The following is a 14,441-nucleotide window of genomic DNA, read 5'->3' as shown; positions in this document are numbered from 1 at the left end:
ATGACCAGCGAACCCGGCCCCCGGGGCCAGCGGCGCCGCGACCAGCTCCGGGACTTCCTGCGGACCCGCAGGGCGCGGCTGTCCCCCGAGGACGTCGGCATGCCCACGGCGGGCAGGCGCCGGAGACCCGGGCTGCGGCGGGAGGAGGTCGCGGTGCTCGCCGGGGTCAGGGTGTCCTGGTACACCTGGCTCGAACAGGGCCGCGCCATCAACGTCTCGGCGCAGGTGCTCGACGCGATCGCCGGCGCGCTGCGGCTGACCGAGCCGGAGCGGGCGCACCTGTACCTGCTGGCCGGGCTCAACCCGCCGCGCGCCGAGGGCGGGCGCGACGACCGGGTTCCCGCCGCGATGCGGGGGCTGCTCGACGCGTGGTCGCCGCGGCCCGCCCTGCTCCGGGACCGGTACTGGAACGTGCTGGCGACCAACGAGGCAGCACGGGTGGTGTTCGGGGACGGTGACGACGACCACAACTGCCTCACCGCGTTCTTCACCAACCCCCGGTACCGGGGCGTGCCCGCGCACTGGACGTCGGCCGCGCCCGCCGTCGTCGCCGCCTTCCGCGCCGACGCGGCGCACGCCCCCGGCGATCCCGGCTTCGGCCGGGTGGTCGACGAGCTCGGCGCCGTCAGTCCCGAGTTCGCCGCGCTGTGGGCCCGGCACGACGTGGGTGTGCCGGGCCCCGCGGTGATCGCCGTGCGCCATCCGGACGCCGGGGAGCTGTCGTTCGACAAGACGACCCTGGTGCCCGCCGACCGCCCGGACCGGTACGTCGTGCTGTACCTCCCGGTCCCCGGCACCGGCACCGGGGACCGGCTCGACCGGCTGGTGCCCCCACCGGCCTGACCCGCGGCGGGTGGTGGTGCCACACCCAGGTCCGGCGCGCACTGCCGGCGCCGGGCCACCGGCCGCAGGCTGTCCCCATGACCCGGCACGGATTTCGCTTCGACGGCAGGATCGCCCTCGTCACGGGCGGGACCAGCGGCATCGGGCTGGCCACCGCGCGCAGGCTGCTCGCCGAGGGCGCCCGGGTGGTCGTCACCGGCCGTGACCCGGACCGGCTGGACGCCGCGGTCGCGGAGCTGGACGGCGGGGACCGCGTCCTCGCGGTGCGCGCCGACGTGGCCGAACCGGCGGGTCCCGGCCTGCTGGCGGCCGCGATCCGGGACCGGCACGGGCGGCTGGACGTGGTCGTCGCCAACGCGGGCACCGCGTCGTTCCAGCCGCTCGGCGACGTCACCGGCGGCGAGTTCGCCCGCGTCGTGGACGTCAACGTCAAGGGCGTGCTGTTCACCGTCCGCGCGGCGCTCCCGCTGCTGCCCGACGGGGCGGCGATCGTGCTCACCGCGTCGTGGGCGCCGCACCGGGGCGTTCCCGGCGCCGCGCTGTACGCGGCGAGCAAGGCGGCGGTGCGCACCCTGGCGCCCAGCCTCGCGGCCGAGCTCGCGCCCCGGCGGATCCGGGTCAACGCGGTCAGCCCCGGCTACATCGAGACCCCCGCGTTCCGCGCCCACGTCTCCCCCGAGGCGCGGGCCGCCGCCGTCGCCGCGGTGGCCGCGGGCAGGCTCGGCACCCCCGGCGACGTCGCGAACGCGATCGCCTTCCTGGCCTCCGCGGAGGCGTCCTACGTCAACGGTCAGGATCTGCTCGTCGACGGTGGGCTGACCGCCGCCGTCCCGGAGCGCCGGGTGTAGCCGCGGCCAGGCAGTCTCGCGGCCCGCTGACGCACCCAATGTGGCGTTCGGTGCGGTGGGCGCACCGAACGCCACATTGGGTGCGCGTGGCGCAGTGCGATACTGCCGGCACGTCCCCGCGAACGCGGGGCGCCGGACGGCGATGGGGGTCGGATGCTCATCCAGGAGCTACAGGCACAGCGGCAGTTCCACGTGCACCAGAAGATCACGATGATGGTCAACCGGTACGAGGTGTTCGCCGACGACGGGCAGGGTGAGCCGGGTCCGCTCGTCGCCTTCGTGGAGCAGAAGCGGATGGCGTTCAAGGAGCACGTCACGCTCTACACCGACCAGGGCAAGCACTCGGTGCTGGCCGAGTTCCGGGCGCGCAAGGTGATCGACCTCGCCAGCGCCTACGACGTGACCGACGCGGAGGGGCGTTCGCTCGGCTACTTCGGCAAGCGGTTCGGCAAGTCGCTGCTGCGTTCCACGTGGCAGCTCGACCAGCCGGGCAGCGACCCGGTGGACATCAGCGAGCGCAGCATGGCCATGGCCCTGTTCCGCCGGGTCTGGGACTTCCTGCCGTGGGTGGGCGACCTGCCGTTCCCCTGGATGTACCACTTCGACTTCGTCCGGGGCGGCGAGACCGTCGCCGAGTTCGAGAAGAAGACCCGTTTCCGGGACCACTACCGGCTCCGCGTCGACGATCCCGCGCTCGATCGCAGGCTGGTGCTGGCGCAGGCCATCGCGCTGGACGCGTTGCAGTCCCGCTGACCGGGTCTCCCCGGCGGGGACCGGTAGGTTCGGGGCATGACGACAGCCAAGCGGTCGGTCCGCATCGAACGTGTCTCGGCGGGGCGCTACCTCGCGCACAGCCCCAGCGGCGCCACCATCCGCCTCGGCGGCGAGGACGAGTTCAGCCCGGTCGAACTGCTGCTCGCCGCGATCGGCGGCTGCACCGCCATCGACACCGATGTCGCGACCAGCAGGCGGACCGAGCCGGAGTCGTTCACGGTCACCGTCACCGGGGACAAGGTGTCCGACCGGGATTCCGGCAACCGGATGGAGAACCTCACCGTGACGTTCGCCGTCCGGTTTCCCGACGGCGAGCAGGGCGACGCGGCCCGCGCGATGCTGCCCCGCACGGTGGCCCTGTCCCACGACAAGCTGTGCACGGTCAGCCGCACCGTCGAGCTCGGCACCGCTGTCCGCACGGTCATCGAGTAGCGCGGGAGGCCCGGTCCGGCCCGTGTGTGAACGGCCCGCAGGGGGTAACCCGATCGTATGAAGAGGATCGCGGACGTTCTGCAGATGGTGGCCAACACGCTCGTCAACGTCGTGACGTTGCCGTTCCGCGCACTGGCGCGGGTGTTCCGGGGCCGCCGCTGACCCGTTCGCCCAGCCGCGCGGCCAGCTCGGTGAGCGCGTGACCCAGCGGACGGTCCACCCGCACGCGGGCGTAGCCGTCGCCGCGGGTCTCCCCCTGGTTCACGATCAGCACCGGTGTGCCCGACCCGGCGGCGTGGCGGACGAACCGCAGCCCCGACATGACGGCCAGCGACGAGCCCAGCACGAGCACCGAGCGCGCCTCGTCGATCAGCCGGTAACACGCGTCCACCCTGGGCCGCGGCACGTTCTCGCCGAAGAAGACCACGTCCGGCTTCAGCAGGCCGGACCCACAGGCGGCGCAGGAGGTCATCCGGAACCGCCGCACGGCGTGCTCGGGCAGGTCGACGTCGCCGTCCGGGTTGAGGCGTGCCGCCTCGGCGCGGAAGGACGGGTTGGCCTCGCGCAGCCGCCGCTCGAGATCCCGGCGAGCCTCGGTCCGGCCGCAGTCGAGGCAGACGACGCGGCTCAGGCCGCCGTGCAGCTCGACCACTTCGCTGGCTCCGGCCGCCTGGTGCAGGCCGTCGACGTTCTGCGTGATGACCCCCGAGACGTACCCGGCGGCCTGGAGCGCCGCCACCGCGTGGTGCCCCGCGTTCGGCCGGGCCCGCGCGACCGCGGCCCAGCCGAGGTGGCCGCGCGCCCAGTACCGGCGCCGGGCCTCCTCGCTGCCGACGAACTCCTGGTAGGTCATCGGGGTGTGCCGCCGCAGCGTGCCGTCCGGGCCGCGGTAGTCCGGGATGCCGGACTCGGTGGACAGTCCCGCCCCGCTGAGGACCACGACGCCGCGCTCGCCCACCACCCGGGTCACCTCGCCCAGCTCCGTGGTCCGGGCGGCCGGGACACCGGACGGCGTCCAGGTCAGGGTCGGCCTCGTCCGCACCAGCCCAGCGTACCCGTGCTCACCGGTCCCGGGTTGGTTCCCGCAGCCCGCGCGCGACGCGCAGCAGCGTCGCGTGTGCCGGTACGTCCTCCAGGACGGCGGGCGGAAGTACGGGCTGCGCCCAGATGTCCTCCGGCTCCGGGAGCCGCCCGCGCAGGCCGGTCCGCACGAGGTAACTGTTCGTCGCGCTGGACCAGCTGACCGCGCGGGCCGTCGGCCTCGCCGTTCCCGGTTCGAGGTCGTCGTAGGCCGACGCCTCGTGAGCGCCGACCGGCACCGTCCCGGAGGGTGTCCAACCCGGACCGAGTGTCGTGAGGCCCCGCCCGAGTGCCTGGACGATGCGGATCTCGTGCGTGAACCCGCGGATCGGGGTGCGGGTGATGTACACCCGGCTCCAGGCCAGGACCTCCGGCGGGAAGGGGCCTCCCCGGAGGGTGTGGGGGTGCGCATCCGTCTCGAAGCGGTAGCCGTCCGGAAGCCACGTCACCTGCGCCAGCCGGTACGCGTGGAAACACGGGACCTCGCGGCCGGTGGCCGAGTCGACCAGCCGCCGCCCGCGCAGCGGATCCGGCAGGGTTCCGGTGACCGTCCGGGGCCCGATCAGCACAAGAGGAACCGCCGCACCGGGCGGGAGGACCGACCGTCGGCGACGGCGCAGCACCACCTCCACCGCGTCCCGGTCCTCCCGCACGACCTCCAGCGCCGGGGGCAGCTCGCCGCCCGGGTCGTGCCAGACGGCGAGCACGCTGACCCGCCTGCCGTCGGCGCCGACCAGCGCGGGGCCCTCCTCGATCGGAACGGAGCCCACCGGCTCACCTCCCCCTGCCTGGCCTCGCGCACGGTAGCCCGCCGCGCCGCGCCGGGCGAGATACCGCACGGCCGCCGCCGTCAGGTCAGGTGGTCGAAGTCGCCCCGCACCCAGCCGATGTGGCGGTCGGCGGAGCGGCGCACCACCGCCCTGGCGTCACCGTCGATGACGTTGTCGAAGTTGCCGTAGAGGCGGTCGAACGCGAACCGCTCGACGTGCCGGGTGACGCGGTCGACAACGGCGGCGGACAGCGGGATGCGGTTGGGGAAGCTGCGCATGAAGCTCACCGACGTCCGGTCGGGGTTCGCGAAGATCGTGTCCCCGCTCAGCAGCACTCCCCTGCCGCCCGCACCGCCGGACCAGTGCACCACCGAGCTGCCGGGAAAGTGCCCGCCGGGCTGCGACAGGGTCACCCCGGGCAGCAGGTCCAGCGTGCCCGACCAGGGCCGGATCACCGGGTCCGGCCTCGCCACCCACTCCAGGTCCGGCTCGGCCACCAGCACCGGCGCGTCACCGAGCCGGCGGCTCCACTCCACCTGCACGCCGAACATGTGCGGGTGGCTCGCCGCGATCGCGACCACCTCCCCCAGCTCCCGGATCCGCCGCACGGCCGCGTCGTCCACGAAGCCGATCGGGTCCCACAGCAGGCAGCCCTCCGGGGTGGCGAGGACCTTCGTCTGCTGGCCGATCCCCGCGCTGGGCGTGCTGGTGACGCCGAGCAGGTTCGGTTCCAGCTCCACGACCTCGGTGCGGGTTCCCGCGGCGGCCAGCTCGTCGAGCGTCGTCCACTGCTGGCCGGAGGAGGGCACCCACTGCCGCTCGTCGGCGCAGATCGCGCAGGTCGCGGGCCGCTGCCCGTGCTCGACGGCGCAGGTGCGGCAGATCCAGAAGTCCATGCGCGGATTCTTCCACGGGCCACCGTCAGATCGCGGCACCTGGCGGGGTTCCCCGGCACCGCCCCGGTCCGGCCCTGGCACCCTGGAACGCCCGCGCGGCCGGGCGCCGGCGGGCGGTGTTCAGGCTTCGTGCCTGGGATCCCACAGTCCGCTCGCCGAGCCGGCTCGGAGGTGTTCGGTATAGACGCCGACTTTCCACTCGATCAGCGCTCGGCACTCTTCGAGCGCCTGGATCTGGGCCTCGACGCGCTGACGATGCTCGTCGAGGAGTCTCAGTCGGTCCTCCTCGTTGCCCGGCCCTCGCCTGACGAGGGCGGCGAACCTGGTCAGGTCCGCCAGCGGCATGCCGGACTCGCGGAGCCTGACGCAGATCCGGAGCCAGTCGACGTCCACGGTGGTGTAGCTGCGGCGACCGCCGGACGTTCGCCGCACTGGTCCGATGAGCAGGTCCTGCCGCTCGTAGTAACGCAGCGCGTGGACGCTGAGGCCGGTGCGCTCGGCGACCTCGCCGATCGTGAACGTCTCCTCCTGCTGGGCCGCGGTCGCCATGGCGAACACCTTCCGTGCTTGATCTAGAGTCCGCTCTAGATCCTAGGTTCGCGGCATGGCAGTCAATCAGCAGACACCGCTCCAGTCGGGATTCACGGCCGCGTCCACGGCAGACGAGGTGATGACCGGGGTCGACCTCGGCGGCAAGACGGCGTTGGTCACGGGTGGCTACTCCGGCCTGGGGCTGGAGACCACCCGGGCCCTGGTGAAAGCGGGGGCGCGCGTGCTGGTGCCGGCGCGGCGGCCGGAACTCGCGGACGCCCGGCTGGATGGCCTCGCACACGTCACCGTGTTTCCCATGGACCTGGCCGACCTCACCAGCGTGCGGATGGCCGGTGAGCAACTGCGCGACTCCGGAGTGAGGCTGGACATCGTCATCGCCGCCGCCGGGGTGATGGCGTCACCGGAGCGGCGCGTCGGGTCCGGCTGGGAGAGCCAGTTCGCCACCAACCACCTCGGCCACTTCGTCCTCGTCAACCTGCTGCTCCCGTTGCTGTCGAACGCCGGCGGTGCACGGGTGGTGTCGTACTCCTCGGCCGGACACCACCTGTCCGACATCCGATGGGACGACCTGCACTTCGGCAACGGCTACGACAAGTGGCTGGCCTACGGCCAGTCGAAGACGGCCAACGTGCTGTTCGCCGTGCACCTCGACGCTGTCGCGAAGAACGAGGGGATCCGCGCGTTCGCACTGCATCCCGGATCCATCATCACCGGACTGCAGCGCGACATGACCGCGGCCGAACAGATGGAGCGGGGGTGGATCGACGCGGAAGGGAACATCGTCGGGCCCGGGTTCAAGTCGCCGAGCCAAGGCGCGGCGACCGGACTCTGGGCGGCGACATCTCCCCTCCTGGACGGCCGGGGCGGCGTGTACTGCGAGGACTGCGACATCGCGCCGCTCGCCGGTCCTGGAGGATCGATGGACGACGGCGGTGTCCGTGACTACGCCGTCGACCCCGGGAGCGCGGAGCGGCTATGGCAGGTGTCGGCCCGGATGACGGGCGTGAACCCCGACGGAGGGACATGAGGTGACGCGCGCCAACGTGCCACTGTCCATCGCGGGACGTCGGCGGCCGAGCGGGGCATCTCCGCGTCCGCGCGTCAAAGCCTGGCGACGCGACCACACGTGGCCGCCCCAGCGCATCCACGGCCGCGACAGCGAGCAGGCCACGGCCGCGGCCGGGCGGCGTCAGCGGGAGGCGGGTACACGTCTCCGCGCTCCGCCGTCACGGCAAGGTGGAGCGCTGCCCGCGCGTCCACGCCGAGGTACCGCGCTACGCCGCGCCTGCACCGGCGAGGACGCCGCTCGGCGCCGATCGCGGTCCGGAACGTCCACCACAAGGACCACCGACCGCACAGCGGAGCAGGCGGCAAGCCGCCGGACTCAGGCTTGCGGAACGACGTCACCACGTCCTGCGCCGACAGCGACCCGGCCGTGCACGGCTTCTTCATGGACTCGGTCTTCCCCGGCCGCGGGTTCGCGGTGCTGCCCTGCGCCGGGTGGCCGGCACAGGGCCCGGGTACGCCGGGATAGGCGGGTCGCGGGTTCAGGACCCGCCGGCCTCCCAGGACTGGAGCACGATCAACGTCTTGGTGCTGGTCACGCGGTGGCTGCGGCGCAGCTCGTCGATGAGGTGCTGCAGGTGGGCCATGTTCCTGGCGCGCAGCCAGACCAGCGCGTCCGGATCTCCCGCGATGGTGAACGCCGCCTGCGCCTCCGGCATGCGGGTGGTGGTCTCCACGATCTCGTCGACGTGGGTGGTGCCGAAGAACCGCAGTTCGGTGAACGCCTCGACCTCCCAGCCGAGCTTGGCGTGGTCGAGGCGCACGGTGTAGCCGAGGATCACGCCCGCGTCCTGGAGGCGGTCGATGCGCCGCTTGACCGCGGCCGTGGACAGGGTGACCCGGGCCGCGATGTCGGACAGCGTGCGGCGCGCGTCCTGTTGCAGCAGCGCCAGGATCTCGCGGTCGGTCGCGTCGACGAGGTCGTCGGTCATGAGGTGATCGTACGCAAAGAATCGACCGGTGAACCGCTTGATTCCTCGGTTTCTTTGCGTCACGGCGGGGTTCTTGCCAGGCCTTGTTGCGGCCCGAGGGAGGTTTTCGTTGAGCTGGCTTTCGCGTCGGGTACAGGCAACGAAGGGATGGGCAGCGTGAGCGACGATCGCTATGTCGCCGAGCAGGGGACCGTCTACCTCACGGGTGTGCAGGCGCTCGTGCGGATGGTGCTCGACCGGGTCCGCCTCGACCGGCGCACCGGCGCGGACCCGGCGGCGTTCGTGTCGGGATACGAAGGTTCGCCGCTGGCCGGGTTCGACCTGGAGCTCGCGCGCCGTTCCCCGCTGCTGGACGCGCACGCCGTGGTGCACCGGCCGGGGGTGAACGAGGAGCTCGCGGCGACCTCGGTGATGGGCAGCCAACTGGCCGCCGGGCTGGCGCGGGGACGGCGGGACGGCGTGCTCGGCCTGTGGTACGGCAAGGCACCGGGGCTGGATCGCGCGACCGACGCGCTGCGGCACGCGAATCTCGCGGGCACGCATCCGCGCGGCGGTGCCGTCGCCCTCGTCGGTGACGACCCGAGCGCGAAGTCGTCCTCGGTACCGTGCGCCTCCGAGCACGCACTGGCGGACCTGGCCATACCGGTGTTCTCGCCCGCCGACCCGCAGGACGTGATCGATCTCGGCCCGCACGCCGTCGAGCTGTCCCGCGCCAGCGGGCTGTGGACGGCGATGAAGGTGGTCACCAACGTGGCCGACGCCGCCTGCACGGTGCGGCTCGATCCCGGGTGGACCGCGCCCGCGCTGACCGGCGCGGCCGCCTACCGGCACCGGCCGAGCAGCAGGTTGCTGGGCCCCGAGCTGGCGGCGCTGGAGCACAGCCTGCACCGCACGCGGCTGCCACTCGCCCTCGAGTACCTCCGCGCGTCCGGCGTCAACCGCGTCGTCCGGTCGGGACCCGCCGACCGGGTGGGCATCATCGCCGCCGGAAAATCCTATCTGGACCTGCGGCAGGCGCTGCGGATGCTGGGCCTGGACGACGCCGCGCTCGCGCGGTTCGGCATCCGGATTCTCAAGCTGGGGGTGATACACCCGGTCGAGCCCGTGGCCGTGACCGAGTTCGCGGAAGGGCTCGACGAGATCGTCGTCGTGGAGGAGAAGCGTGCGCTGATCGAGCCCGCGGTCAAGGAGATCCTGTACGGCCGCGGCGGTGCGCCGAGGGTGCAGGGAAAGCAGGGGCCGGACGGCAGGCCGCTGTTCAGCGAGCTGGGTGAGCTGGACCCGGACACCGTCGCCGCGGGGCTCGCGCGCCGACTGGCCGGCCACGGCGAGATCGGGCGGATCCTGGTCCGGCGGCCACGGAAGCGGCGCGAGCGGATCGCCGTCCCCCTGCTCTCCCGGACGCCGTACTTCTGCTCCGGCTGCCCGCACAACTCGTCCACCAAGGTGCCGGACGGAACCCTGGTCGGCGGCGGCATCGGATGTCACACCATGACGTTGTTCATGGAACCCGAGCAGGTCGGCGACGTCCTCGGGATCACGCAGATGGGCGGGGAAGGTGCCCAGTGGATCGGCATGGCACCGTTCGTCGGGACCCGGCACCTGGTACAGAACATCGGCGACGGCACGTTCACCCACTCCGGCAGTCTCGCGGTCCGGGCCGCGGTCGCGGCCGGCGTGAACATCACGTTCAAGCTGCTGCACAACTCCGCGGTCGCGATGACCGGCGGGCAGGACGTGATCGGAGCCCTGCCCCTCGACCGGTGCGCCGCGCTGCTGCTGGCGGAGGGGGTCGCGAAGGTCGTCATCACCTCCGACCAGCCGCGACGGCTGCGGCGGCTGCGCCTTCCCCGGGGCGTGACGGTCCGGCCACGCGAGGATCTGCTCCGGGTGCAGGAGGAACTCGCCACCGTCCCCGGGGTCACCGTGCTCATCCACGACCAGGAATGTGCCGCCGAGAAGCGGCGCAAGCGACGGCGCGGCGCGCGGGACACACCGGCCACCAAGGTGGTCGTCAACGAGCGGGTGTGCGAGGGCTGCGGCGACTGCGGTGTCAAGTCCAACTGCCTCTCGGTGCGGCCCGTCGACACCGAGTTCGGCCGCAAGACCCGGATCCACCAGGGCTCGTGCAACGCCGACTACTCCTGCCTCGACGGCGACTGCCCCTCGTTCCTCACCGTCGTGCCCGATCCGGGACACCGCCGGACCGAGCCCGCGCCGCTCGCGGCCACCGCGGTACCGGAACCCGGTGTGCCGGCACGGGACGTCGCGGTCCGGATCACCGGGATCGGTGGGACCGGCGTGGTGACCGTGGCGCAGGTCCTGGCGACCGCGGCCGTCCTCGAGGGACGCCAGGTCCGGACGCTCGACCAGACCGGGCTCGCCCAGAAGGGCGGCGCGGTCGTCTCCGACGTCAAGATCACCACGGAGCCGGTCGAGCAGGCGGCGAAGCTGGCCGCGGGCGAGTGCGATCTCTACCTGGCCTGTGACGCGCTCGTGGCCACCGATCCGGTGCCGCTGGCGGCGGCCGACCCGGATCGCACCGTGGCCGTCGTGTCGACCGCCGAGGTCCCGACCGGGCGCATGATCGTCGACACCGCCGTGTCGTTCCCGGACCAGTCGGCCATCCGGTCGGTACTGGACGGGGCCACGGCCCGCGCGCGTTACCTCGACGCCCGCGGGCTGGCCGAGGCACTGTTCGGCGACGACCAGTTCGCCCAGATTCTCCTGCTCGGCGTGGCCTGCCAGAGTGGCGAGCTGCCCGTGGCGCCGGCGAGCGTCGAGCGGGCGATCGAGATCAACGGCACGGCCGTGCCGGCGAACATCCAGGCGTTCCGGCGTGGCCGCCAGCTCGTCGCTGATCCGGACGCCCTCGCCGCCGCCCTGTCGCCGGTGGCGGACGCCCCGGCACCGGCCGCCGGGCCCGCGAAGACCACCGAGGCCACCGAGGCCACCGAGGCCGCGGAGCTCTCGGTGCGCCGCGTGCGCGCGCTGGTGCGCGCCACGGACGGCACGGAGCTGGCCCGGCAGCTCGACGTGCGGGTGCCCGATCTGATCGCCTACCAGAACGAGAAGTACGCGCGCACCTACGCGGAGACCGTCGAGCGGGTGCGTGCCCGGTTCGGTGACGGACCGATCACGCGGGCCGTCGCGACCAACCTGTACAAGCTGATGGCCTACAAGGACGAGTACGAGGTCGCGCGCCTGTCCCTGGACCCGGCCCTGCGCGCCGGCATCGAGGCCCGGTTCGGCCCGGGCGCCCGGTACGCCCACCAGCTGCACCCGCCCGTGCTCCGTGCGCTGGGCGTCCGCCGCAAGATCGCCTTCGGCCCGGGTTCCCGGCCCGTGCTGCGCCTGTTGCGTGCCGCGCGGCGGCTGCGCGGCACGCCTCTCGACCCGTTCGGCTACGCCCGGATGCGCCGGATCGAGCGGGCGCTGGTCGCCGAGTACACCGCCACGGTGACGCGGGTGCTCGAGGCGCCACAGCCCGACGAGGCCGTCGTACTCGACCTCCTGGGCCTGCCCGACCTGGTGCGCGGCTACGAGGACGTCAAGCTCGGCAACGTCGAGAGGTACCGGCAGCGCCGGGCCGAACTGCTCGCGGAACTCGACCGGGCGGCGACCGGCTGCCGACCGGCCGGGACCCCGTGAGCCCGGCCGGAGCCCGCCCGGCGGCCAGCAGGTCCGGCAGCGAACCGCCCGGACGAACTCCGGGCCCGCGCTGGTACCGCGGTCCGCCTCCCCGCACTGGTCCCGAAGCTGGTGGCGAGAGAACTCCGATGTCCTCGCCGTACCCGTGGCGCGCGCAGGGGTAGCGGTCATCGGCATGACGGTGAGCCGCGCCAGGACGGCGGCGAGGTGGTCGGCACACTCGCGAACAGGCGGGCGAGCGCCCCGGCGGTGCCGGGTATGTACCCGGCGCGCGCCGTGGCAGTCAACACAGACACCGCCGGAACGCCTCGCATCGACCGGCTCATCTCGCCTGCCGACCGTGCCGCGGAGGAACCGGCGCGGGCAGGCCCCCGAAGCGCCACCGCCCCGCCGGGCGCGAGCGAGCCTCCGCTGCCCGCAGGCACCACCCGCACGACGTCCACGCAACCCGAGGCGGTCGTGAGTGAGGAACGTGGTTAGAACAACGTGATGCACTCACGAGCACCACACCGGCGCCCTGCTGGCTCCGCGGCTTCGGTGGCGACGCACCGCGCCGCACGGCGTGCCGGTGGATCAGCGCGGCAGCACGACGCGGGCGTCGCCGCCGCCCCGGCGTTCGGGTTCGGCGACCGCGCGCAGCAGGCCGCCGGGGAGGATCTCGACGGCCGCCGCGGCGCCGAGTTCGGCGGTGGCCGCAAACCGGTGCCCATAAGCGGCGAGGTCGTCGCCGAACGACTCGATGAACTCGTGCTCGGCCACCACGTTCGCCGTGTTGCGCTGGCTGGCGCGGGGGGCGGCAACGGCCGCGGGCAGGTCCATCCCCAGGTCGATCCGGTTGATCAGGATCTGGGCGACGGTGGTGATGATGGTGGAACCGCCGGGCGAGCCTAGCGCCAGCCAGGGCTCGCCGTCCGCGAGCACGATGGTCGGCGACATCGACGAGCGCGGCCGCTTGCCACCGTCGATGCGGTTCGGGTCGTTCTCGTCGTAGACGTGGCTGAAGTCGGTCAGCTCGTTGTTGAGCAGGAAGCCGCGCCCGGGCACGGTGATGCCGCTGCCGCCGGTCTGCTCGATCGTGAGCGTGTAGGACACCACGTTGCCCCAGCGGTCCACGACGCTCAGGTGCGTGGTGGACAGTCCCTCGGTGTCGGGCCGGTCGATCGCCTCCGCGCCGGTACCGCAGCCCGCGCCGTAGTCGCCGTCGGCGTCGCCGGGCGCCACCGGCTTCGCGGCCGCCCGCTCGGCGTCGATCCGGCAGGCCCGCTCGGCGGCGAAACCGTCGGAGAGCAGTTCGGCCAGCGGCACGTCCACGAACCGGCCGTCGCCGAGATACTTGGCGCGGTCCGCGTAGGCCAGCGCCGAGGCCTCGAAGTAGTGGTGCAGGGCTCGTTCGGTGGGCATCGCCCCGGCGGGGAAGCGCTCGAGGATGTTCAGCGTCTCACCGACGGTCGAACCACCGCTGGACGGCGGCCCCATGCCGAACACCTCGACGCCCCGGTAGTCGTGGCTGGTCGGTTCCGGCCGCAGCACCTCGTACCGCGCGAGGTCGCCGGTCCGCATGGCCCCCGGCGGCACGGGCAGGCCGGTCCCCGCCACGGTGGGCGGGTCCTGCACGGCGGCGACGATCTCCCGGGCCAGCGATCCCTCGTAGAAGGCGTCCACGCCCTTGCGGGCCAGCAGCCGGTAGGTGTGCGCGAGGTCGTGGTTGCGGAACACCGAGCCCACCTTCGGGGCGTCCCCACCGGGCAGGAACAGCTCCGCGGTGGGCTCGATGGCGGCGAACCGTTCCCGGTTCTGCAGTGTCTGCTCGCGGAACGTCGCGTCCACCACGAAGCCGCGGCTCGCCAGCCGCGTGGCGGGCCGCAGCGCCTTCGCGAGGGAGTAGGTGCCCCAGGAGTCGAGCGCGGCCTGCCACGTCGCCGGTGTTCCCGGCACCCCGACGGACGCGCCGCTGGTGACCATCTCCGGGAAGAACGGGTACGGCTCGCCGGTCTCCGGATCGATGAACGCGTCCCGCGGCATCGCCAGCGGAGCGGTCTCCCGCCCGTCGATGGTCTCGACCACTCCGCGGCGGGCGTCGTAGTGCACCAGGAAGCCACCGCCGCCGATGCCCGCGCTGTAGGGCTCGGTGACGCCGAGCGCGGCCGCCGTCGCGACGGCGGCGTCGGTCGCGTTACCGCCACGGCGCAGCACCTCGATTCCCACCGCCGTCGCCTCGGGGTCCACCGAGCTCACCGCTCCCCCGGCGCCCACCGCCACCGCGTTCTTCTCGGTGTGGCGCGGGTGGGCGGCCGCGGACGGCTGCGTCGCGTGGACCAGGCCGGCCGCGGACAGCGCGGTCGCGAGAACGCCGGCCAGCAGCCGGTGACGGGTCGTGGTGCCGGCGCCTCGGAACATACGGCCTCCGTCGTCGTCCTCGCCCTGGTCGTCGAGGCGATCATTCTCATCGGCCCGGCCCGGCACGGCAAGGGTGCGTTCGGGGCACGCTCCGGCCAGATCAACCCAGGTCGTCAACGACGAACGGCCGAACACCTCCCCGTTGCTCGCGCCGGTGTTGAGCGGGACCTGTTCTCGGAAGGTCATCGGCACACTCACGAT

13 protein-coding genes and 1 pseudogene are annotated in these 14,441 nt (G+C 73.2%); 8 read left to right on the top strand and 6 right to left on the bottom strand.

All coding sequences use genetic code 11. From position 1 onward, the window contains the following. The 5 genes and pseudogenes from B0I33_RS00175 to B0I33_RS30835 form a co-directional block, all read left to right on the top strand. Positions 1-843, top strand: a complete 843-nt coding sequence (locus tag B0I33_RS00175; protein WP_106176431.1) for a helix-turn-helix transcriptional regulator — start codon at positions 1-3, stop codon at positions 841-843. Positions 844-920: 77 nt separating this feature from the next. After that, positions 921-1,691 carry an SDR family NAD(P)-dependent oxidoreductase gene (locus B0I33_RS00170; protein ID WP_106176430.1) on the top strand — a complete coding sequence of 257 codons (771 nt, stop codon included), beginning with the start codon at positions 921-923 and terminating at the stop codon, positions 1,689-1,691. Between the two features lie 153 nt (positions 1,692-1,844). After that, positions 1,845-2,444 carry an LURP-one-related family protein gene (locus B0I33_RS00165; RefSeq protein WP_106176429.1) on the top strand — a complete coding sequence of 200 codons (600 nt, stop codon included), beginning with the start codon at positions 1,845-1,847 and terminating at the stop codon, positions 2,442-2,444. A 36-nt stretch (positions 2,445-2,480) separates the two neighbouring features. Beyond that, a complete protein-coding gene (locus B0I33_RS00160) occupies positions 2,481-2,897 on the top strand; it encodes an OsmC family protein (protein ID WP_106176428.1) in 417 nt (138 codons plus the stop codon). 57 nt (positions 2,898-2,954) lie between these two features. Then, positions 2,955-3,005, top strand: a pseudogene (locus B0I33_RS30835) (hypothetical protein); the annotation flags it as partial. On the opposite strand, the gene B0I33_RS00155 reads toward B0I33_RS30835, so the two are convergent. From B0I33_RS00155 to B0I33_RS00140, 4 genes are all read right to left on the bottom strand, one after another. Then, positions 3,001-3,939 carry an NAD-dependent protein deacetylase gene (locus B0I33_RS00155; protein WP_106176427.1) on the bottom strand — a complete coding sequence of 313 codons (939 nt, stop codon included), beginning with the start codon at positions 3,937-3,939 and terminating at the stop codon, positions 3,001-3,003. The pseudogene B0I33_RS30835 and the gene B0I33_RS00155 overlap by 5 nt on opposite strands. A 19-nt stretch (positions 3,940-3,958) precedes the next feature. After that, the gene (locus B0I33_RS00150; protein ID WP_106176426.1) at positions 3,959-4,747 is read right to left on the bottom strand and encodes a hypothetical protein; all 789 of its coding nucleotides are present in this window, start codon (positions 4,745-4,747) and stop codon (positions 3,959-3,961) included. Positions 4,748-4,827: 80 nt separating this feature from the next. After that, complete coding sequence (locus B0I33_RS00145; RefSeq protein WP_106176425.1) at positions 4,828-5,643, bottom strand: MBL fold metallo-hydrolase; 816 nt, start codon at positions 5,641-5,643, stop codon at positions 4,828-4,830. 120 nt (positions 5,644-5,763) lie between these two features. After that, a complete protein-coding gene (locus tag B0I33_RS00140; RefSeq protein WP_106176424.1) occupies positions 5,764-6,192 on the bottom strand; it encodes a MerR family transcriptional regulator in 429 nt (142 codons plus the stop codon). Between the two features lie 55 nt (positions 6,193-6,247). Here B0I33_RS00140 and B0I33_RS00135 point away from each other — a divergent pair, with 55 nt between their 5' ends. After that, on the top strand, positions 6,248-7,222 hold the full coding sequence (locus tag B0I33_RS00135) for an oxidoreductase (RefSeq protein ID WP_106176423.1): 975 nt from the start codon (positions 6,248-6,250) through the stop codon (positions 7,220-7,222). Positions 7,223-7,585: 363 nt separating this feature from the next. Further along, a complete protein-coding gene (locus B0I33_RS00130) occupies positions 7,586-7,729 on the top strand; it encodes a hypothetical protein (RefSeq protein WP_181193124.1) in 144 nt (47 codons plus the stop codon). Positions 7,730-7,742: 13 nt separating this feature from the next. Here the strand turns inward: B0I33_RS00130 and B0I33_RS00125 are convergent, their stop codons facing one another. After that, on the bottom strand, positions 7,743-8,192 hold the full coding sequence (locus tag B0I33_RS00125) for an Lrp/AsnC family transcriptional regulator (RefSeq protein WP_106176422.1): 450 nt from the start codon (positions 8,190-8,192) through the stop codon (positions 7,743-7,745). A 156-nt stretch (positions 8,193-8,348) separates the two neighbouring features. Between B0I33_RS00125 and B0I33_RS00120 the strand changes: the two genes are divergently transcribed. Then, positions 8,349-11,843, top strand: coding sequence for an indolepyruvate ferredoxin oxidoreductase family protein (locus B0I33_RS00120; protein WP_425440427.1), 3,495 nt, complete (start codon positions 8,349-8,351; stop codon positions 11,841-11,843). A 573-nt stretch (positions 11,844-12,416) separates the two neighbouring features. Here the strand turns inward: B0I33_RS00120 and ggt are convergent. Beyond that, positions 12,417-14,240, bottom strand: coding sequence for a gamma-glutamyltransferase (ggt, locus tag B0I33_RS00115; protein ID WP_106176958.1), 1,824 nt, complete (start codon positions 14,238-14,240; stop codon positions 12,417-12,419). Positions 14,241-14,441: the final 201 nt, after the last annotated feature.

Origin of the sequence: Prauserella shujinwangii, from assembly GCF_003001955.1 — a bacterium.
Taxonomy (GTDB): Bacteria; Actinomycetota; Actinomycetes; order Mycobacteriales; family Pseudonocardiaceae; genus Qaidamihabitans; species Qaidamihabitans shujinwangii.
This window is presented reverse-complemented; position numbering and strand designations above follow the sequence as displayed.